Raw genomic sequence first — 19,554 nt, forward strand, 5'->3', positions numbered from 1 at the left:
TTCGAATTCGATACGCACAGCGGCGCCGTCCTTGCGCCGCACATAGCGCGAATCCCAGCGTACTCGGGTCATCAGGTGCAGATCGTCCAGCGCCGTGACGCTGAGTCTCGCGATCTCGGTGGTTGAGGTCGCGCACAAAACCGTAGGTTGGGGTAAACCGCCAGGCGTACCCCGACATCGAGCTATATCCGCGACAAAAGGCCCATGCCGGAGGAACGCTTTTGCTTGTGCTGCGGCGAAACGAAGATACCTTCGGCGTGGTTTCTTCGATGGCGAGACAACTCGATGCTCGGGTGCGCCTGGCGGCTTACCCCAGCCTAGGTGTTGCGCCGTTCGCCACCCCAGTCGGCCGGATCGACGTCGTTGATGCTTTGTGAAAATGTCCACGTATGGCCGAAAAGATCCTGCGCGCTGTACTGGGCTTCGCCATAGGGATAACGCTGCGGCGGGCCGGAAACACGGGCGCCGGCGTCGAGCGCGCGGCGGTAGTGCGCGTCGACGTCGGCAACGCGCAGCATCAGCGAGCTACCCTGGCCCGGCGTGGCCTGGGCATGGGCGATGACGACGAGCGCGCCATCGCCGAAGACGAGTTGCGCGCGATGCCCGCCGATGCGCAAGCGTTCGACCAGTCCGAATGCGCGGCATAGCCAGTCGACGGCGGCAGGCAGGTCGGGATAGGCCAGCACGGGAATCACGCTGCTCGCCGGCATGGAGCGATTGGGCTGGCGGCAGGATGGATCGGCAGGCGTAGTGCTCATGGTGTTCTCGACCTGTTGGCGGGCTGGCGTTGCGGCATTGCTGCCTCAGGCGCTGGCACCGCTCTGGCGCAGCAAGGTCGCCGCGCGGTGCGGCAGCCTGCTGCGGGCAATATCGTGCGGCGTAGTGTTCTTGGTGGCCAGTCCGGCGGCCAGGCGGATGCCGGCGCTGGCATAGCAGTGCTGCACGAAGGCCGAGCAGTACAGCGAACCTTCCCGTGCCAGCAGGTTGTCGCGTTCGCGCAGGCTGGGCTTGGCCAGTGCGAACAAGGTGCCGACGATTTCGCGCAGCGAATAGCGCGTTGCATTGGCCAGCAGGTCCAGTGCCGTGGCCAGCACCTGGCGCGTCTGCGCTGCATCCAGGCCGAAATCGAGTACCGCCAGGTTCGGCCATTCGGCCGCGTCGAAATATTTCGCCAGGCGGTTTTCCTGCGCGCCCAGGCGAATCTGCTTATGGCGCAGATCCAGGTCGGATTCCAGCACCCACCACTGGCCGTCGCTGCGCTGCTCGCCGATCAGGAAGGCGTGTGACCAGGCCGAGCCCGCCGCATCGTCGACGATCAGGCGCTGCGCCTTGCGGATGCCGCGATCGATCAGCGCACTGCCGCCGGCCAGGCCGATGCGGGCGGCGGCGGCATGCTGTTGCAGGAAGTCGGCGTTGCTTTGTCCGGTTGTGCTCATGCAGGCGCCGCGAAGAAGTGGGCGGGCAGGTCTGGCCCTGGGCGCAGTTCTACGCTGTGACGGCACGGGCCAGCAAGTCTGGTCGACACGGCTGCGTGCGCACTAAGATTCCGGCTTCGTTCCCGCGGACCGGTGCCATGCCTGCTTTTGTCGCCCTGCTGCGCGCCGTGAATGTCGGTGGCACCGGCAAGCTGCCGATGACTGAGCTGGTCGTCATGTGCGAGGCAGCCGGTTTCGAAAAAGTGAAAACGTATATCGCCAGCGGCAACGTGGTTTTTCGCAGCAGCAAATCTGCGGCGGCGGTGAAGAAGGCGCTCGAAGCGGCCATGGCCAGCTACGCCGGCAAGCCGGTCGCCGTCATGTTGCGCACGGCGCAGGAGATGTCGGCCGTGCTGGCGGCCAATCCGTTTCCCCAGGCCGCGCCGAACCGCACTCTCGCGATCTTCCTCGATGCGGCGCCGGCCAGGGACTGCCTGCAGGCCGCGAGCCACGTCAACGGCGAGGAAATGGTCTTGGGCGAGCGCGAAATCTACGTGCACTACGGCGACGGCATGGCTGATTCCAGGCTCAGGATTCCGGCCGCCGCTGTGGGCACTGCGCGCAATATGAACACCGTGGCCAAATTGGCCCAGATGGCGGCGGCGCTGTGAGCGCCGCGCCGATGCTGTGACACGTCTCGGCCGGGCGCGCCATGCACTGCGAATTGCGTCGTGGTTTGCCGTACGTACCATCGCTGCGATGGTGCAATTCGCTGGCGCTCATCGCACCCTACGACGCGGAGTTCGCTTTGGCAGCGCGCGATGAGCACCGCGAATTGCGCCGTAGATGTGCTGCGCCCGCGCTCACGCGGCGATTCACCGTAGGCGTTGGTAATCGCCGCGCATGAACAGGCAGAAATCGTCCTGGCCGGGGAAGCGGTTCTCGATCGAGAATTCGTAGCCGTTGGTATGCAGGCGGTAGACGTAGCGGCCGTCGCCGCGCGGTGTGGTCTTGTGCAAGGTCAGCATATCGCCTTCCCAGCGGCCGCGGGCCGGTGCATCGGGTGGGAAGCCCATGCTGTCGAACCACCACCAGAGCACGTCGCCGTTTTCCGGGTCTATGCTGAATACGCCATGGCCCTTGAAGACGATGGCGCCGTCTTTTTCTTCTTCGTAATCCTGCGTGATAGCCATGCCGTCGGTGACGCTGCGATAGCTGCCGCGGCCGCGCGCCGGACCGCCTTCACCCCACGGCGAAGGCTGCAATTCCTCGTCGCCTTCGTAGTCGCCGACGAGGCGGGCGAGAAGGGCATGTTCCGGGCCGGGCTTGGGCATATCCATGGCGACGCTCCTGCGAGTGATGGACGAGGGAATTCCGTACGGTTCAGGTCGGAATGCACCGGCAGCTTGCGGCCAGGGCAAACGCCGGCTTAGCGTACCGCATCCGCGGCCTGCCGCCGCGACCCTTCATCCCACGGCGGAGGCCGCCATGTGCGCAGCCAAGACCCAGCCTACGGCAACAACACTGACGCAATTTCTCGATGCACTGCCCGAGCAGAAACGCCGTGCCGACTGCGCCGCGCTGGCGGCAATGATGGCCCAGGTCACCGGCGAGCCGGCTGTGCTCTGGGGCAGCAGCATCGTCGGCTTCGGCAAGTACCGCCTTGGCTATGCCGATGGCAGCGAAGGCGAATGGCCCATCATCGCTTTCTCGCCGCGCAAGAATGACCTCACCCTCTACCTCGTGCTCGACCTGGACAACACCCAGGCCTTGCTGGCCAGACTGGGCAGGCACAAGACGTCCAAGGTCTGCCTGTACCTGAAAAAACTGGCGGATGTGGACAACTTTGTTTTGTTGCAACTGATGCAGGAGTCGGTTGCGGCGATGGAACCCCGGCGGATACGCTGAGCGCCGCCGGCAGGCGGCATCGGCGCGGCTATTTCTGCCGCTTCAGTTCGCCTTCGGCGCTGTCGTAGCGCAGCCGAAGGCTCGCGTCGCGGCCCTGGGTTTCCGGTTCGCTGCTGTCGGCATCGCCGCCGTCGCGCAGGAATTCGTAGCGCATCGGCAGCACGATGGAGACGCCGCCCTTGTCGGCCTGCCAGCTGACCTTGCCCAGTTCGCCGCCCAGCGCCTGTGGCGGTTCGGGCAGTACATAGCTGGCGACCTGGTATTGCACCTTGCCCGCCGCGCCGGACAGGGGACGGAAGACATAGACAATCAGCCCGGCCGCGTCGATGCGGCCTACCGCCAGCATGGCCAGGCCGCCGTCGGCAAAGCTTTCGCGCTGCACCAGTTCCTCGATCACGCCCGAATCGGAAAACAGCAGGCGGCGGATCGCTTCTGCATCGCCGGCGGGGCCGTCCACTTGTTCCAGCGAGGTGCCGCTGTCGCCTTCGTCTGCCGTGCTGCCGCTGCTGTCGGTGGCGGTCGCGCCGGGCGGATCGGGCGGCATGCCCGCGGCGGCGCTGCTGTCCAGCGCAATGCGTCCGCTGTCGTCGATACGGAAGGCTGCACGGTAGTTCAGCCCGGGCTGGTCCTCGCGCGTACTCTGCTCGGTCAGGCTGAACTGGTTGCTGCTGCGCAAATCCATCGTGCGCCGGAAGCGGCTGTCGCTGGTGCCGACCAGCATCTGGTCGCGCAGGTGGCCTTGCGCGTCGCTGGTCAGCAGCAGGTCGTAGCGCGCGCCTGGCGGCGGCAGGCCGGTATCGATGCGCAGCAGCCAGGTCGACGCCGCCGCACTTTGGGCGATGCGCAGCCATTGCACACGCTTTTTCGGCGTTCTGTTCCAGCTCGTGCGGGCGTCTTCGCCCTGCGCCTGCTGCAGCGTGGCGTAAGCCGGGTCATGCTGTTGCGGCGAAGCAAAGGCCTGCTCGCCGAGCAATGCGCCGATGCAGCGCTGGGCGGCTTCGTCCAATGCCGGCGCGCTGAAGTCTTGCGTATAGACCTGTGCCAGCGGCGCGTCCAGCGCCGTGCCGGGCAGGTTGGCGAGGCAGTCCGGCGTGCTGACAGGCGGCGCGGCAGCGGCAGGGGGAGAGGGCGGCGGCGCGGAGAAATTGCAGGCACTCAACAGCAGCAACAGCGGCAACACGGATGCAACGCGCAGCGACATCGGACAGCTCCTGCTGGCGCCGGTTGGCGCCGCCCCAGAGCGTGCAGCTTAGCCTGAGCGGCGATCGTTGCGGCGTTATCGCGGCCGTCCTCGGCTACCATGCAGGCCCTTGCGTCCATTCATATTGCATCGCGCCGTGACCGATCCTGCGCTGGAAGCCCTGTTCCTGCCTCTGTTCGACGGCCTCGTACGCCTGCCGCAGCAGACCTCGCTGTTGTTCCTGCGTGCCCGCGCCGGCATGGGCCTGTTGCGCCTGCGTTCGGCGCAGCCGCAGTGGCGAGTGCTGGCTGAACAAAGTTTCCGTCCGTTCGCCGATGCGCTCGATGCGCAGGGCTCGCCGGTAACGGCACAGGCGCAAGGGCAATTCGATGCGGTGCTGCTGCTGCCGCCGCGCCAGCGCGCCGAAGCGCGCGCTTTGCTGGCGCGCGCGCTGGTACAGGCGAACGAAGGCGGCCTGGTACTGGCCAGCGTGGCGAACAACGAAGGCGCGCGGGCGATCGAGGCCGATCTGGAGCGCCTGGGCGGCGCCGTAGCCAGCCTGTCCAAGCACAAATGCCGCGTGTTCTGGCTGCGCCGCGATCAGGCACGCCTGGATGCGGCCCTGGCCGAGGCGTGGCAGCGCGAGGACGCGCCGCAGCCTATCGTCGACGGGCGCTTTCTCAGCCGGCCCGGCCTGTTTGCCTGGGATCGCATCGACCCGGCCTCGGCCCTGCTGGCGGCGCAATTGCCGCCAGACCTGGCCGGGCAGGGCGCCGACCTGGGGGCCGGCTACGGTTATCTGGCCTGCGAAGTATTGAAACATTGTCCACAGGTGAAATACATGCATTTGTACGAAGCCGAGGCGCGCGCGCTGGAACTGGCGCAGCTGAACCTCGCGCGCTGCGCACCGCCGCAGGCCGCCGCGCTGGAGTTTCATTGGCACGACGTGGTGCGCGGCCTGCCGCAACGCTACGACTTCATCGTCAGCAACCCGCCGTTCCACCAGGGCCGTGCCGATCTGCCGGAGCTGGGCCAGGCCTTCGTGCGCGTCGCAGCCCAGGCGCTGCGGCCGCAGGGGCGCCTGCTGCTGGTGGCGAACCGGCACCTGCCCTACGAGCAGACCCTGGCGCGGCATTTCAGCCGCAGCCAGGTACTGGCCGAGGACAGCGGCTTCAAGGTGATACAGGCGCAGGAGCCCCGCGCATGAAGCTGCTGCGCGTGATTGCAAACCTTGGCTATGGCAGCCGGCGCGACGTGGCGGCGCTGTTTCGCGACGGTCTGGTCACCGACAAGGCCGGTGCCGTGCTCGACGAAGACACGCGCATTGCACCGGCCGAGGTGCTGATCGACGGCGAGCCACTGGACCCGGCCCAGGGCCTGATACTGATGCTGCACAAGCCGACGGGCTATACCTGTTCGACCAAGGACGCCGGCCGCCTGGTCTACGATCTGCTGCCGCCACGCTTCCGCTACCGCGATCCGCTGTTGTCACCGGTGGGCCGGCTGGACCGCGATACCTCGGGCCTGCTGCTGTTCACCGACGATGGTGGCCTGCTGCACCGGATCATTTCGCCAAAAGCCACTATTCCCAAATGTTACGAAGCGACGCTGGCACAGGATCTGCGCGGCGACGAGGCGGCCTTGTTCGGCAGCGGCGGACTGATGCTGGAATCGGAGAAAACGCCGCTGCTGCCGGCGCAGATGACGACGCTGGAGCCGCGCCGCGCCAGGCTGGTACTGCACGAGGGGCGTTATCACCAGGTGCGGCGCATGTTCGCCGCCGTGGGCAACCATGTGGTCGCCTTGCATCGCGTCAGTGTCGGCGGGCTGGGCCTGGGCGAGCTGGCGCCGGGGCAGTGGCGCGCGCTGGATGCGGCGGATCTGGATCGGGTGTTCGGGCGGATGGGTTAGCGCTTCGTGCCCGCTTGCGTGGTGGAAGAACGCTCGGGTGTGGAAGGGGCCTGGAGAAAACGGCGAAAAACTCAGAGCCGGGATAGCTCCCTCTACCCCAAGCTTCGCTTGGGGTAGAGGGCTGGGGTGAGGGGGCAGGTGTCAAAATTTTCTTCGCTGACAGATTTCCGCGTGAAATATCAGGAAGCGAGGTTTGCCAAAAACCCCGAGGGCGAGACAAGACTGCGAAAAATCCGACGTGCGGCTACGTCGTCGTCTCCGCCGCCACATTCTTGTCCGTCACCACATGCCGCGCCAGCCGTGCCTCGCGATGGGCGATATAGACATTGCTGCAGACGATCACGCCCGCGCCGACGCCGGTCCAGATGTCCAGCCGCTCGTCGAACAGGAAATAGCCGAACAGGATCACGACCGGCAGCTGCAGGAAGCTCAGCGGCGTCAGTGCGGAGACTTCTCCCCGCTTCAGGGCACGCGTCCAGAGCAGGTGGGCGACAGTGCCGAAGCCGCCGGCGAGGATCACCCACAGCCACGATTCCGCATTCGGCCATTGCCATACCGGAATCGCCGCCGGCAAGGCCAGGATCACCCACAGGCCGGTGGTGATCAGCACGATGGCATCGGGATGCTCGGTGCGGGAAAGGTATTTGATGCTGATCGCGACCGTGCCGCTCAGCGCCGCGGCCATCAGTGCGATCAGGCTGGCGATGCTGAAATCGGCCGCACCAGGGCGCACGATCACGATCACGCCGATGAAGCCGATCAATACCGCAGTCCAGCGGCGCAGGCGCACGACTTCGCCGAGGAACAGCACTGCGCCTATGGTCACGAACAGCGGCGTCGAATACGACAGCGAAATCGCCTGCGCCAGCGGCAGGTGCACTACGGCCCAGAAACCGGCCAGCATGGACACGATGCCGATGCAGCAGCGCATCACGTAGAAGCCCCATTTGTCGGTCTTGAACAGCGCAGGGCCGTGGCGCAGTAGCAGCGGCAGGGCGAAGACGAAACCGAACAGGCTGCGGAAAAAGGCGATTTCGAACGCGTGCAGTTGCTTGGAGGCCAGGCGGATGGTGACCGTCATGAAGCCGAACAGCACGGCGCTGGCAACCATCAGCAGGGCAGCGCGAACCAGGTTGGACGAAGCGGCCCCGGCCGCTTCCGCAGAAGCATTCACGGCGTCTACCGTGGAAGGGAAGCGGGCAAGCCTACGCGCGCCCCGCGGTGTGCGACAGGGCCAAAGGTCGGGGGCAGGGCGGGGCCAGCGTGCCGAGCGTGGGCCTGCCGTCGAGTCGCCGGACTTGTGCGTCAGTGCATGATTTGCCGGGCAGGCGCGGGCGTAGAGTCGGCGCCGGACGAGCGGGGAATTCGATCATGACGGGCGAATGGATGCGTGCCGCGGCGGCAGTGCTGCTGTGCGGGCTTGCCGGCACGGCGCTGGCGCAATCGGCCAGCCACCGGCCGGATGCACTGCTGGCGAATGGTTTCGAAGCGCCGGACCAGGGCCCGGCGCGCGATACCGACGCCGCGCGTTTTCTGGCCCAGGCCACCTTCGGACCGACTACGGCGGCGATCGCACAGCTGCGTGCCGTCGGCTATCGGCAATGGCTGGAACAGCAATTCGCCGCGCCGGTATCCACCAGCGAACCCTATCTCGACTGGGTCGCCAACCTGCCCGCGAACAACGACGTGACCGACGATGCGCGACTGGAAATCTGGGCGATCAATGCCGTAGGCCTGCCCGATCCCAGCCGCGGCCAGGCGCTGCCAGCCGATGCCCTGCGCCAGCGCGTCGCCTATGCCCTGAGCCAGATCTTCGTCGTATCGAACAACAACGGCACCTTGAACTACCAGCCCTGGGCTCTGGCCAGCTACCAGGACATGCTGGCCACGCAGGCATTCGGCAATTTTTCCCAATTGCTGCGCGCGGTGACCTTGCATCCGGCCATGGGCATTTACCTGAGCATACTGCAGAACCAGAAGGCGGACGCAGAGCAGAACATCCATCCGGACGAGAATTTCGCGCGCGAAGTGCTGCAGCTGTTCTCGGTCGGCCTGGTGCAGCTGAACAGCGACGGTAGCCCGCTGCTGCAGGGCGGCGCGCCGGTGCCGACCTACAGCCAGGCCACGGTGCGCGGTTTTGCCGCGGTATTCACCGGCTGGAACTGGAACAACGCCGGCTGCGGCGACAATACCTATACCTGCTGCGACGAAGAGACGTTTTTCTGGTGCGGTCCCAGCAATCGCGACGAAGCGCCGTGGCAGCAGCCGATGCAGCCGGTCGAGGCATATCACGATGCGAGCAGCGACAAGCAGCTGCTGGTCTATCCCGGCGTTGCCCTGGCCAACGGCGTGCTGCCGCACGGCGGCAATGCGCAGGCAGAACTCGATGCGGCGCTGGCGAATATCGTGCGGCACCCGAACGTGGGGCCGTTCATCGCACGGCGCCTGATCCAGAACCTGGTCACCAGCAACCCTAGCCCTGGCTATGTGCGGCGTGTGGCCGAGGCATTTGCCGACAACGGCCAGGGCGTGCGTGGCGATATGAAGGCGGTATTGCGCGCGATTCTGCTCGACAGCGAAGCGCGCTACGGCCAGTGGCAGCAGGCCGACCGCTTCGGCAAGCTGCGCGAACCCCAGCTCAAGTTAACCCATCTGTGGCGCGCGCTGGATGCACGCTCGGGCAACGGCCGCGTCGGCAACATGAGCACCTGGCCGTATCTGGAAGAGCGCATCGGCCAGGCGCCGCTGCGCTCGCCGACGGTGTTCAATTTCTTCAAGCCCGACTACAGCCGTCCCGGCGAGATACGCACGGCTGGTTTGCGCAGCCCGGAATTCCAGATTCTTTCCGACAGTCTTGCGGTGGGCACGCCGAACCGCCTGTTCTACGAGCTGTTCTGCTACTACAGCGGCAGCGACCGCTGTTGGGACAGCGACGCGGCAGACACCTTGCGCATGAATCTCGCCCGCGACGCGCCGCTGGCGGCGAGCGATCCGGCGGCACTGCTGGACCGCTACAACCTGCTGTTCCTGTCCGGCCAGATGTCGCCGTTCATGCGTGCGACCATCCTGGCCCAGCTGCAGCTGCTGACAACCGCCGACTACGGCGCCAGCCTGGGCCGGGTACGGGTGCAGAACGCGCTTTATCTCATTGTCAACTCGCCCGAATATTCCATCCAGAAATGAGGACGGCCGCGTGCATCTGAATCGGCGTGATTTCCTGCGCAAAAGCCTGGCCGCGGCGCTGGGCGGGGCAGGGCTGTTCTCGGCCCTGGGCAATTTGCGCGTGGTGGCTGCAGCGGCAAACCAGGGCCGCTACCGCTTCGGCGACTACAAGGCGCTGGTGTGCATTTTCCTCGGCGGCGGCAACGACAGCTTCAATAGCGTGGTGCCGTACAGCAGCAGCGAATACAACGCTTACCGGCAGTCGCGCAACGGACTGGCCGGTGCCGGCGGCCTGGCGCTGCAACAGGCGGCAGTGCAGGCACAGAACCTCGATGCGCTGGCCCTGGCTGCGGGCTTGCCTGGCGGTCCGCCCAGCGACGGCGGCAGCTACGGCCTGCATCCTTCGCTGGCGCCGCTGCGTGCATTGTTCAATGGTGGACAAATGGCCATCGTTGCCAATGTAGGAACCTTGCGTCAGCCGACCACGCAGGCACAGTACCAGGCGGGCACGGTGCCGCTGCCGCCGCAGCTGTTTTCCCACGACGACCAGAGCATCTGCTGGCAGACCGCGCGTCCCGACGATGCGAATGCCGACGGCTGGGGCGGACGCATCGCCGACCTGCTGTACTCGGCCAACAGCGGTCCCGCGCCGATGAGCATCTCGCTGTCCAACGAAAACCGCTTCCTGCGTGCCGCCCTCGTCAATCCGTATGCGATGGACGCCTCGGGCGTGGACAAGATGAGCTATCTCGGCGACGGTTCCGAATCGTGGATCATGGGTGACAATCCGGGCGGTGCAGCGGCGTACAACGCGCTGATTGCCGAAGGCACGCAGACGCATGTGCTGGAGCGCGCCTATGCCCAGGCGGCGAGCGCGGCGATCGACAACTACCAGATCGTCAGCGCCGCGCTGGATGCGGCCGCACCGCTGGCTACGCCCTTCCCCGATACCGATCTCGGCGCGCAGCTGAAGATGGTTGCGCGCCTGATCGGCGTGCGCGCGGCGCTGGGCATGAGCCGGCAGGTGTTCTACCTGTCCACCGGCGACTACGACACCCACGACGGCCAGATCGATACGCATGCGGACAACCTGGGCCAGCTGGCCCAGGCACTGGCCGCGTTCCAGGCCGCGACGATCGAGCTGGCCGTTGCCAACCAGGTGACCGCTTTCACCGCCTCGGATTTCGGCCGCTCGCTCGCGGTCAACGGCGATGGCACCGATCATGGATGGGGCGGGCACCATTTCGTCATCGGCGGTGCCGTGCGCGGCCGCCGCTTCTACGGCCGCATGCCGTCGCTGCTGCAAAGCACCCAGGCCAATCCTCTTGCCAACCCCGACGATACCGGCCACGGCCAGATCATCCCGACCACGTCGGTCGACCAGTACGCGGCCACACTGGCCAGCTGGTTCGGCGTCGGCAACAGCGACATCGCCGACATTTTTCCCAACCTGCACCGCTTCGATGCCAGCAATCTGCGTTTCATGGGCTGAGCGTTTGCGCGGTTTGCCGGCGGCACTGCTATTGGCCGTGCTCGCCGGCGACGCCAGCGCGCGTACGTTCGAGGTGATTGCCAATCCCGACATGACGTTTACGCCGGCCACGTTGACGATCTACCAGTACGACCGCGTGGTTTTTCGCAATGGCGGCGGTTTGCACAATGTCGTGGCCGACGATAATCGCTTCCGTTGCGCGGTGAACTGCAATACGAATACGGCGCCGAGTGCGTTGGCCTGGAGTGCGGGCGTGCAGTTCACGCTGCTGGGCAGTATTGGCTATTACTGCGAGCAGCATGGGGATACGGGGAGTGGGATGAGGGGGTTGATCGTGGTGATTGATCGGGTGTTTGTCGACGATTTTTCGGCGATTCGTTGATTTTTGTCGTTTGTAGCGGATAGAAGGCTTTGGTTGGGGGGCGGGTTGTTCTTCGCCGTTGAATTTTTGGGAAGGAGTCCGCCGTTGGCGGATGTTGTTTGCGCGCCTGGCGGCGCGTTTCGCGCGCCTTGGTCGCGCGACCATGTATCGTGCTTTCGATCGGCACGCGGTTGGTTCGGCCGCCGATTTTTTTACTTTCCGATGTGCGTGACTGCTTTCACAGGCATTTTGTCGCGACCAAAAAAAAACGGCGCAGTTTCCTGCGCCGCCCTGGTTCACATTTGAACTATCGCTCAGCTACTACTGCAATCCATCCTTGATCGCCTTGGCCAGCGAGCCTTCCGCATCGTCGCCGCTGAATTCCCAGAAGAAGGCGCCGCCGAGGCTCTGGCTCTTCACGTACTGCATCTTCTCGAAGATCAGCGCCGGGTCGTCGTAGCTCCAGAAGGTGTTGCCGCTGAGCAGCCAGTGGGCGCGGGCGGTGGCGTCGGTGAAGTGGCTGCCGGACTTGGTCTTGATCACCTTGTAGTCCTCGTTGCCCGCCTCGTAGGTGGCAGGCGCGGCGGTGCCACTCTGGTACAGGCCGTTGTTGGTCGAGGACACGTTGGTCCAGCCGCGACCGTAGAAGCCGATGCCGAGGTTGAGTTTGGCCGCCGGCACGCCGCGGGTGCGGAAGGCCTGCAGTGCGTCGTGGGTGTTGTAGGAGCGCTGGTCGCCCGTGGACGGGTCGGCGGGCGAGCCGTACAGCGCGGAGTGATGGTTGGTCTGCGGATCCCAGGTGCCGTGGAAGTCGTAGGTCATCACGTTGATGTAGTCGAGGTACTGGTGGTAGGTGGCCGGATCGGTCACGCGCACTTTGTCGACGCCGGCACCGGCGGCAATGCTGAGCAGCAGGCCGGGACGCACGAGGTCGAGCTGGCGGCGGAATTCGGCCAGCAGCGCGGTGAAGTTGGCGCTTTCCTCCGGCGTGCCGCAGGTCAGGCCGCAGGCGGCCGGGTATTCCCAGTCGAGGTCGATGCCGTCGAACACGCCCAGTGCTGCACCGGCGCCACCGGCGCCGTCGGTCACTGGCAGGTTGCCGCGGATGTAGGCATCGATACACGAAGCGACGAAGGCCTGGCGGTTTTCCGGACGCGCCGCACTGGCGAAGCCGCGCGACCAGGTCCAGCCGCCAAGCGAGATCATCACTTTCAGGTTGGGGTATTTGGCCTTGAGCTTCTTCAGCTGGTTCCAGTTGCCGCGCAGTTTCTGGTCCCAGGTGTCGCCGACGCCGTCGACGCTCTGGCCCGCGGCAAACGACTTGGTGTAGTCGGCGAAAGCATCGCCGCCAACGCCGGTGTTCGGATCGCTGGGCTGGATCAGGCCGACTTCGCAGCGGTTGTTGCGCACGTTGCCGAAGGCGTAGTTGATATGGGTGAGCTTGGCGGCGCTGTTGCTGGTGTCGATGTTCTTGACCAGGTAGTTGCGGCCGTAGATGCCCCACTGGGCGAAGTAGCCAATGACCTTTTTATCGCCGCCGACGATGACCGGCCGCGTGCGCGCCGTGATCGCCGCGCTTTGCGCCGATGCACCGGCTTCGCTCACCGCAGAGACGGTGAAGCTGTAGTTGGTGTCGGCATTCAGGCCGGAATTGGTGAAGCTGGTGCTGCTGGTTTCGGTCTGCTGTGCACCGCCGCGATAGACGCGGTATTTGACCGTGCAGTTGGCGCCGGCGGCAACGCTACCCCAGGCCAGGCTGATGCTGTTGCTGCTCTGGGCGGGCGAATTCAGGCCAGCGGGTACTGAAGGAACCGTGGTGCAGGTGCCTCCGGTGGGATTGGTGGTCACGCTGATGGCCGCGGTCTGGGCCGAGGCATTGGTGGCGTTGTCGCGAGCACGCACGCTGTAGGTATACGTGGTGTTCGCGCTGAGGCCGTTGTCGGTATACGTCGTCGCCGTGGTGCTGGCGAGAGCGCTGCCGCCGCGGTAGACGTCGTAGCCGGCCACGCCCGTGCCGCCGCTGTTGTCGGTGGATGCGCTCCAGCTGATGGTGATCGAGGTGCTGGTCTTGCTGGGCGAGGCGAGGTTGGCCGGAACGCTGGGCGGCGTGGTGTCGCCGCCAACCGTACCGCAGGCGCCGAGGTCGCTATACCAGCCGCAGCTGGCGCAATAGGTGGGCGCGGCGTTCCAGATCGGAATATTCGCCTGGTAGAGGCGATTCTGGTACGTCATCTTGTCGCCGGGGTTGTATACGGTGGAAGCATTCCACGCGGCTACACCGTTGCAGTTGGCGGTTTGCGCCAGAGCAGATCCAGCATTGGCGAAAAGTGCAAGTGTAAAAACTGTGGTAAGGGCCGATCGGAAGCGCATGTCCTGGACTCCGTTGCGAGAGAGGTGCGGAGAGCGATACCGGGGAGAGGCGAGGACGCATTGCGGCGCAGTGGCGACTCGGCCCACGTCGCGGCGAACGGCTTCAGGGGCCGTTGCCGGGTTCGCAACCCACCGGTCGATGGCGGGCTGGGATGTGGCGACAAGTACCGACTGTCGGCAACCCGGCCGTTATGCCAGCCTGGGCCTGCCTGCAATGTCGGGTCCGATGCGCCCTCCCCGAGCACATCGATACAGCTTTGACTGCCCTGGTTCCGGAATCCGGTCAGGCATGCCCCCGCATGCGTACCGGGAGAGCCGGCAATGCCGGTCCCGCGTCCGGCCCGTAGTGCGGCCGGCGAATTCCTGGTGAAAGCGCCGCTGGGCGACGCTGGATAGGGCAGGCAATTCTGCAGCATCAAGGCTTCGTCCTGGCCGGCAATCCTGCCGGCTCGGCACCGCTTTCTTCGCGACTTCCTGTCGACGGACTCATGCCGTCAGCCTGATGCGGGGCTTACAGTGCGCGCCATTGACAACGTTGTCAACATACTTCCACTGTGGACTTGTCGGGTCGGTCACAGAACGTTGGATATGTTGCGGTGCGGGATTTGTTCGTGATGACAACGTAGGTCTTACTACGCTGTGAGCGGTGCGTGCCGGGGTTGTTCTCTTGGTGCTAGTGGTGGGTTGGGCGGTGGTGACGCGGGGAGGGGGCGGGTATGGCCTTTAGCCGTATCGAGGGGGCGGATTTATGAGCGGAGTTTGGTAATTTCTGCCGAGAATTTGAAACTGATACACAAAATTCTTTACGGCAAAAGTCGATCGGCGAGCCCGCGGCAATGGCTGCCCCTCACCCAACTTTCCCCCAAGCGGAGCTTGGAGGAGAGGGCTAAGGCAACGCGGGACCACAGCAGGCCGTACCACAGCAAGGCAGAACTACTGCAAGACAGAACTGCAGTAAGGCAGGCCTAAAGCAAGGCGGGATCACCGCAAGGCAACGCCACAGCAAGGCGGCGCAATCCGCGCCTACGCTGCCGGCGAGGAACCAGAAGGACTGCGATCAGCGCCGCTTGGCCCATTCCGCAGCGCCCAGGCCGGCAACACGGCCGCTGGCCATGCAGGCGCTGAGCAGGTAGCCGCCGGTCGGGGCTTCCCAATCGAGCATTTCGCCGGCGCAGAACACGCCGGGCAGGGCGTGCAGCATCAGGTGCTCGTCCATGGCTTCCAGACGCACGCCGCCGGCGGTGCTGATCGCTTCCTGCACCGGGCGTGGACGCAGCAGGGTCAAGGGCAGCGATTTGATCGCGGCGGCCAGTGCCGTGGCATCGTCCATGCGCGCCTTGCCCAGTACTTCATACAGCAGGCCGGCCTTGACCCCGGCGATATTTGCCTGGCGGCGCAGGTGGTCGCTGAGCGAGCGCTTGCCGCGCGGTTTGGCCAGTTCGCGCTGCAGCTGCGCCAGCGGTTGCGCCGGCGCCAGGTCCAGCGCGATTTCCACGCTGCCGTCGCGCCGTATCGCTTCGCGCAGGTCGGCGCTGGCGGCGTAGATCAGGCTGCCCTCGACGCCGCTGGCGCTGATGACGAATTCGCCCTGGCGCGTCTGTGCCGTACCGTCCTGTCCGCGCCAGCTCAGGCTGACCGGCTTGAGCGGCTGTCCGGCGAAGCGGCTGGAAAAATGCGCCGACCAGGCCAGGTCGAAGCCGCAGTTGGCAGGTTGCAAAGGTGCAATATCCACATTGTTCGCCGCCAGCACCGCAACCCAGGCGCCGTCGGAACCGAGTACCGGCCAGCTGGCACCACCCAGTGCCAGTACGCAGGCGCGCGCGGCGACGGCGGTTTCGTTGCCGTCGCGATCGGCCAGGCGCAGCTGTCCTGCATCGTCCCAGCCGAGAAAGCGCCGCTGTACCTGGAACTGCACGCCCTGTTCGCGCAGACGCCGTACCCAGCCGCGCAGCAGCGGCGCAGCCTTCAGGTCGAGCGGAAACACGCGGCCGGAGCTGCCGACGAAGGTTTCCACGCCCAGTTCGCCGGCCCAGGCGCGCAGGGCGTCTGCGTCGAAACGGCGCAGCCAGTGCGCCACCTCGCCGGCACGCACGCCGAAGCGTGCAATAAATTCCACAAAGTGTTCTGAGTGGGTGAGGTTGAGTCCGCCCTTGCCGGCAACCAGGAACTTGCGCCCGACCGAGCCCAGTGCGTCGAACAGCTGCACGCGCAGTCCGGCGGCGCAGGCGACTTCGGCGGCCATCAGGCCGGCAGGACCGCCGCCGATCACGGCGACATCGATGGGTTCGCAGGAATTACTGACAGTCATGGGCAGGGGCGTTGCGGCAAGGCTGCGCATGATAAGCGAGGCGGCACAGGCTGCAGCGGTGCCGTGGCGGCAGGTCGCCAAAGAAAAAGCCTGTGCCGGCAAGGCACAGGCTGGAGAACGGCAAGTCCGGCCCCGGCGTAGCCGGGCCCGGACCGGGTTGCGGCCGTCAGCCGGGCACGCGAACGGCATGCCGGCTGCGGGTGTGGATCTTCCTCAGTACTCGGTCGAAATGGTCACCCCGCTGAAGGCGCTGGCTGCGTGCAGGCTGATGTAGAAATACCCGGCCGGCGGATTGTTGATAGTCAGGGTTTCGCTATTGCCGGCATTGATCGAGCGCTGCTGGTAGGCGCTGGTAGTAGCCCAGGTCGCGGCGTTGGCGTAGAGGTTCGCATCGCCCGTGCCACCGCTGCTGCGGATGCGCAGCTGGCTGGTGCCTGCGGGTATGTTGACGAAGAAGTACGCATAGTTGCCCTGGGTTGCCGACATGTTGCTGCGCTGGCAGTTCTTGCCCAGTACACGCAGGTCGCTGCCGCTGCACTCGGCCAGGCCGCCGCTGGGGGCGGTATAGCTGGCTACCAGGCTGACGCCGGAGAAGGCGGCATAGGCATTCAGCATCACGTGGTAGCGGCCTGCCTGTACATTGGTAATCGTACAGGTTTCTGCGTTGCCACCCGCATACGGGCGGCAGTCGTAGGCCGTCGTGGTCGGCGCACTGCCGTAGCGCACGTACAGGTCTGCGTCGCCGCTGCCGCCGCTCATGACGAAGCGCAGGTTGGTGGCACCGGCCGGCACGTCGAAGGTGAAGGCCAGCTTGGCATTGGCCGCTGCGGTCAGGCCGGTCCTGGCCACGCCGTTCTGTAGTTCGCTGCTGCCGCCGCCACCGCTGCTGACCGTGACACTGCGCGAGACACTATGGCTGGCGCCGGCGTTGTCGGTCACGCTGAGGCTGACGGTGTAGGTGCCGGCACTCGCATAGGTCTTGCTCGGGTTGGTGGCGGTGGAGCTGGTGCCGTCGCCGAAGCTCCAGCTACGCGAGGCAATGCTGCCGTCGCTGTCGCTGGAGCCGTCGCTGAAGGTTACGCCCAGGCCGTTGGCCACGAAGCTGAAGTTCGCCACCGGCGGCACGTTGACACTGCCGCCGCTGCAGCCACTGCCCGAGGGATTGGCGACGCAGGCGAGGAAGCTGCGGAACTCGGTATCGTAGCGGGTGCCCAGGCCATTCATGAAGCTGGCATAGCCGGTGTAGTTGCCGGGGCGGAAAAGGCCCAGGATGGAACTCACGTCAGCACGATGCTTCTCGAACATGAAGCGCACGCCAAGATAACCCCAGCGATAGACGCGCGTGGTGCCGCTGTTGTAATCGTTCTGGAAAATGGTGCTGATGGGATAAGTGCCGGCTGCAGCCTCGGCGGTCGCCTCGCTGTAGGCGAGGTTGCGATAGCTGTAGGACATGTATTCGGCGAAGCCCTCCACCCACCACACGGTTTTCTGCGCCATGGCGGCCGAGAAATCGCCGTACATGTTGAAACGTCCGTCGAGGTAGTGCACGTATTCGTGGGTGAGGTTCCAGATTTCGAAGCTGGGACGCTGCCACTCGGCCTCGTAGGCGATGAAGCGTGCCTGGTTACCGGCGACCGAGGGGTCGCCTTCGAGGTACATGCCGCCGTTGTTGGTATCGATGCCGAACAGCGCGCCGGCATAGGTGCCGTAGTCGCTGCTGCTGTCGAACACCACCATTTCCAGTGCGCTGTTGTTGTCGTTGGCCACCGGCACGCGGTTGCTGGCGACCTGGGTGTGGAAATAGTTTTCCTGGCCCGCGACCGTGGCGCAAGCGGTGTTGATTTCCGTCTGGCTCATGCTTTGCGCACGCAGGCGCAGGGTGGAGCTGCAGTTGTAGCTGATGGGCAGTACCGCGGTTTCCAGGCGCTGCTGGAAATCGCACAGGTTGTAGTAGCTGCAGTTGGCCTTGTCGTAGTAGTCGACCATCTCGCCCAGGCCTACCCACAGCGGCGCCGTGTTGCCGGTGACCGAACTGCGGTCGAGCAGTGCCTTGGCGCGGCTGCGTGCAAGGCTTTGCAGGCTGCCGGTGTACTGCAGGAAGCGGCCGAGTTCGCGCCCGGCATTGGAAACCAGGTAGTCGTCGCTGCCGCCCAGCTGGCTGAAGTTGGCGTTGGCGAAGTTGTACAACGTGTCGACGATGGAGGTGTCGGCCTGTACCGCGCTGACGAAAGCGGCGTCGTAGTGACCGCGGAACAATACGGTATAGCTGTTGTTGACGGCCGATTTCATCCAGAAAAACGGCGCATAGGCGCTGGGGTTGTAGTTGCCTAGCAGGCGCTTGACCACCGGCAGATAGCGCGCGTTTTCGGTCGAGCTGTCGATCAGGGTGACGAATTCGGCCAGCACTTCGCCGTGGGCGTCATTGACCAGGCCGAAGCTGGCGTTTGCCGCGAACGCGTCCAGCGCCGGACGGATGGCATTGCGCAGGCTGGTGCCGTAGCTGCCGACGGTAGCGGGGTCGTAGTACTGCACGTAGTAGCCGGCGCGCAGGAAAAGGATCAGCTGCAGGGCCGAGCCGCTGTTCGTGCCGTTGTAGCTGGCGGCGGCGCTTTGCAGCGCAGTGGCAATGGTGACCATCTGCGCTTCGCGGAACGTGCCGGTGGCGGTACTGCCGCTGAGGTTGAACAGGCCGTTGATGCATTCGCTGGTGGCCGCCTTCACCGCCGTGACCAGGGCGCTGCCGCTCAGGTTGGCGAACTGGCTGGTGCTGCAGTCGGCTTTGGCGAAATCGCCGGCTGCCGAAGGCCGCGCGAGCTTGGCACTGAGTGCGTCGGGCAGGTCGTAGTCGGAACGGTGGCCGCTGTGCAGTGCCGGCGTCGGTGCGCGCTGGGCGCTGGAACGTGCCTGCTTCTGCAGATGCGACGAGGGCAGGGCGAGCTGTTCCAGCGCCGCCGACTTGGCCGTCTGGCCCCGGTCGCGCAGGACAGCGGGATCGGCGGCGTTGACCATGCCGGCCAGCAGCAGGCTGCCGCCGAGCAGGGTGGTACAGAATTTCAGGCTTCGGTAACGCACATGGTGTGACATGAATCCCCTCCGGTTGATGATGAGTTCCCCGCATTCGCGGCAGCGGGCTTTGCGAGCTCTTGGCTGCCGCGGCGTGCAATCTAGGAGGGTGGCTGGTCACCGTATTGTCATATTCGCGGCAATTTTCCGCTGGAATCGCAAAACATTTGATCTGTACTTAAAATAAATACAAAGCAAAAAATACGCAGAATAATGCTGCCCGCTACGCTGCGGCGCGCAAGGCCAAAATGGCGGATGCCAGGCGGGAATCGGCCGGCGCGGATAGTGCTGCGGACGCCCGTCACATTCCGGCAATCTCATACCGAAATCGCCGCGGCTCGCGCCGGTTGCCGCATGACAGGCGGTTGCGCGGTTGCGAGAGTG

At 65.3% G+C, this 19,554-nt stretch carries 15 protein-coding genes and 1 pseudogene; 7 read left to right on the top strand and 9 right to left on the bottom strand.

Translation table 11 applies throughout. The features are described from left to right. Positions 1-317: 317 nt before the first annotated feature. Together DFR29_RS20650 and DFR29_RS20655 are read right to left on the bottom strand one after the other, a co-directional pair. Positions 318-758 (bottom strand): VOC family protein, encoded by a 441-nt coding sequence (locus DFR29_RS20650; RefSeq protein WP_133820540.1) that lies wholly within the window; start codon positions 756-758, stop codon positions 318-320. Between the two features lie 45 nt (positions 759-803). Then, positions 804-1,436, bottom strand: coding sequence for a hypothetical protein (locus DFR29_RS20655; protein ID WP_133820541.1), 633 nt, complete (start codon positions 1,434-1,436; stop codon positions 804-806). A gap of 137 nt (positions 1,437-1,573) precedes the next feature. Here DFR29_RS20655 and DFR29_RS20660 point away from each other — a divergent pair, with 137 nt between their 5' ends. Then, positions 1,574-2,086, top strand: a complete 513-nt coding sequence (locus tag DFR29_RS20660) for a DUF1697 domain-containing protein (protein WP_133820542.1) — start codon at positions 1,574-1,576, stop codon at positions 2,084-2,086. Between the two features lie 204 nt (positions 2,087-2,290). On the opposite strand, the gene DFR29_RS20665 is transcribed toward DFR29_RS20660, so the two are convergent. Next, a complete protein-coding gene (locus tag DFR29_RS20665; RefSeq protein ID WP_133820543.1) occupies positions 2,291-2,755 on the bottom strand; it encodes a DUF1579 family protein in 465 nt (154 codons plus the stop codon). Positions 2,756-2,903: 148 nt separating this feature from the next. Between DFR29_RS20665 and DFR29_RS20670 the strand changes: the two genes are divergently transcribed. Next, positions 2,904-3,323 (top strand): DUF1801 domain-containing protein, encoded by a 420-nt coding sequence (locus DFR29_RS20670; RefSeq protein ID WP_133820544.1) that lies wholly within the window; start codon positions 2,904-2,906, stop codon positions 3,321-3,323. Between the two features lie 28 nt (positions 3,324-3,351). Here the strand turns inward: DFR29_RS20670 and DFR29_RS20675 are convergent, their stop codons facing one another. Then, positions 3,352-4,524, bottom strand: a complete 1,173-nt coding sequence (locus DFR29_RS20675; RefSeq protein WP_133820545.1) for a hypothetical protein — start codon at positions 4,522-4,524, stop codon at positions 3,352-3,354. A 136-nt stretch (positions 4,525-4,660) separates the two neighbouring features. Here DFR29_RS20675 and DFR29_RS20680 point away from each other — a divergent pair, with 136 nt between their 5' ends. Both DFR29_RS20680 and DFR29_RS20685 read left to right on the top strand, forming a co-directional pair. After that, a complete protein-coding gene (locus DFR29_RS20680) occupies positions 4,661-5,710 on the top strand; it encodes a class I SAM-dependent methyltransferase (protein WP_133820546.1) in 1,050 nt (349 codons plus the stop codon). Then, entirely contained in the window at positions 5,707-6,414 is a 708-nt protein-coding gene (locus tag DFR29_RS20685; RefSeq protein WP_133820547.1) for a pseudouridine synthase, read from the top strand. The genes DFR29_RS20680 and DFR29_RS20685 overlap by 4 nt, the downstream gene beginning before the upstream one ends. 244 nt (positions 6,415-6,658) lie before the next feature. Here DFR29_RS20685 and DFR29_RS20690 read toward each other — a convergent pair whose 3' ends face one another. Continuing rightward, positions 6,659-7,525: a DMT family transporter gene (locus DFR29_RS20690; protein ID WP_133820615.1), complete on the bottom strand. Its 867-nt coding sequence runs from the start codon at positions 7,523-7,525 to the stop codon at positions 6,659-6,661. Between the two features lie 260 nt (positions 7,526-7,785). Here DFR29_RS20690 and DFR29_RS20695 point away from each other — a divergent pair, with 260 nt between their 5' ends. Genes DFR29_RS20695 through DFR29_RS20705 form a run of 3 tightly spaced genes read left to right on the top strand, consistent with a single transcriptional unit; the run spans position 7,786 to position 11,450 of the window. Continuing rightward, complete coding sequence (locus DFR29_RS20695; protein ID WP_133820548.1) at positions 7,786-9,597, top strand: DUF1800 domain-containing protein; 1,812 nt, start codon at positions 7,786-7,788, stop codon at positions 9,595-9,597. Positions 9,598-9,607: 10 nt separating this feature from the next. Continuing rightward, positions 9,608-11,068 carry a DUF1501 domain-containing protein gene (locus DFR29_RS20700; RefSeq protein ID WP_166654238.1) on the top strand — a complete coding sequence of 487 codons (1,461 nt, stop codon included), beginning with the start codon at positions 9,608-9,610 and terminating at the stop codon, positions 11,066-11,068. A 37-nt stretch (positions 11,069-11,105) separates the two neighbouring features. Next, positions 11,106-11,450 carry a plastocyanin/azurin family copper-binding protein gene (locus DFR29_RS20705; RefSeq protein ID WP_243746130.1) on the top strand — a complete coding sequence of 115 codons (345 nt, stop codon included), beginning with the start codon at positions 11,106-11,108 and terminating at the stop codon, positions 11,448-11,450. Positions 11,451-11,750: 300 nt separating this feature from the next. On the opposite strand, the gene DFR29_RS30410 is transcribed toward DFR29_RS20705, so the two are convergent. From DFR29_RS30410 to DFR29_RS20720, 4 genes and pseudogenes are all read right to left on the bottom strand, one after another. Next, positions 11,751-13,331 carry a glycosyl hydrolase family 18 protein gene (locus tag DFR29_RS30410; RefSeq protein ID WP_425598874.1) on the bottom strand — a complete coding sequence of 527 codons (1,581 nt, stop codon included), beginning with the start codon at positions 13,329-13,331 and terminating at the stop codon, positions 11,751-11,753. Next, positions 13,314-13,799, bottom strand: a pseudogene (locus DFR29_RS30560) (fibronectin type III domain-containing protein); the annotation flags it as partial. The gene DFR29_RS30410 and the pseudogene DFR29_RS30560, both read right to left, overlap by 18 nt. Positions 13,800-14,856: 1,057 nt before the next feature. Then, positions 14,857-16,107, bottom strand: a complete 1,251-nt coding sequence (locus DFR29_RS20715; protein WP_133820552.1) for a TIGR03862 family flavoprotein — start codon at positions 16,105-16,107, stop codon at positions 14,857-14,859. Positions 16,108-16,320: 213 nt separating this feature from the next. Continuing rightward, entirely contained in the window at positions 16,321-19,191 is a 2,871-nt protein-coding gene (locus DFR29_RS20720) for a collagenase (protein WP_208113671.1), read from the bottom strand. Positions 19,192-19,554 lie beyond the last annotated feature (363 nt).

It is taken from the genome of Tahibacter aquaticus, assembly GCF_004363655.1.
GTDB lineage: Bacteria > Pseudomonadota > Gammaproteobacteria > Xanthomonadales > Rhodanobacteraceae > Tahibacter > Tahibacter aquaticus.

Coding starts and splice junctions, on each gene's coding strand:
- DFR29_RS20665 (WP_133820543.1), bottom strand. CDS start 2,755: ATGGATATGCCCAAGCCCGGCCCGGAACATGCCCTTCTCGCCCGCCTC.
- DFR29_RS20690 (WP_133820615.1), bottom strand. CDS start 7,525: ATGGTTGCCAGCGCCGTGCTGTTCGGCTTCATGACGGTCACCATCCGC.
- DFR29_RS20685 (WP_133820547.1), top strand. CDS start 5,707: ATGAAGCTGCTGCGCGTGATTGCAAACCTTGGCTATGGCAGCCGGCGC.
- DFR29_RS20695 (WP_133820548.1), top strand. CDS start 7,786: ATGACGGGCGAATGGATGCGTGCCGCGGCGGCAGTGCTGCTGTGCGGG.
- DFR29_RS20660 (WP_133820542.1), top strand. CDS start 1,574: ATGCCTGCTTTTGTCGCCCTGCTGCGCGCCGTGAATGTCGGTGGCACC.
- DFR29_RS20655 (WP_133820541.1), bottom strand. CDS start 1,436: ATGAGCACAACCGGACAAAGCAACGCCGACTTCCTGCAACAGCATGCC.
- DFR29_RS20670 (WP_133820544.1), top strand. CDS start 2,904: ATGTGCGCAGCCAAGACCCAGCCTACGGCAACAACACTGACGCAATTT.
- DFR29_RS20715 (WP_133820552.1), bottom strand. CDS start 16,107: ATGACTGTCAGTAATTCCTGCGAACCCATCGATGTCGCCGTGATCGGC.
- DFR29_RS20675 (WP_133820545.1), bottom strand. CDS start 4,524: ATGTCGCTGCGCGTTGCATCCGTGTTGCCGCTGTTGCTGCTGTTGAGT.
- DFR29_RS20650 (WP_133820540.1), bottom strand. CDS start 758: ATGAGCACTACGCCTGCCGATCCATCCTGCCGCCAGCCCAATCGCTCC.
- DFR29_RS20720 (WP_208113671.1), bottom strand. CDS start 19,191: ATGTCACACCATGTGCGTTACCGAAGCCTGAAATTCTGTACCACCCTG.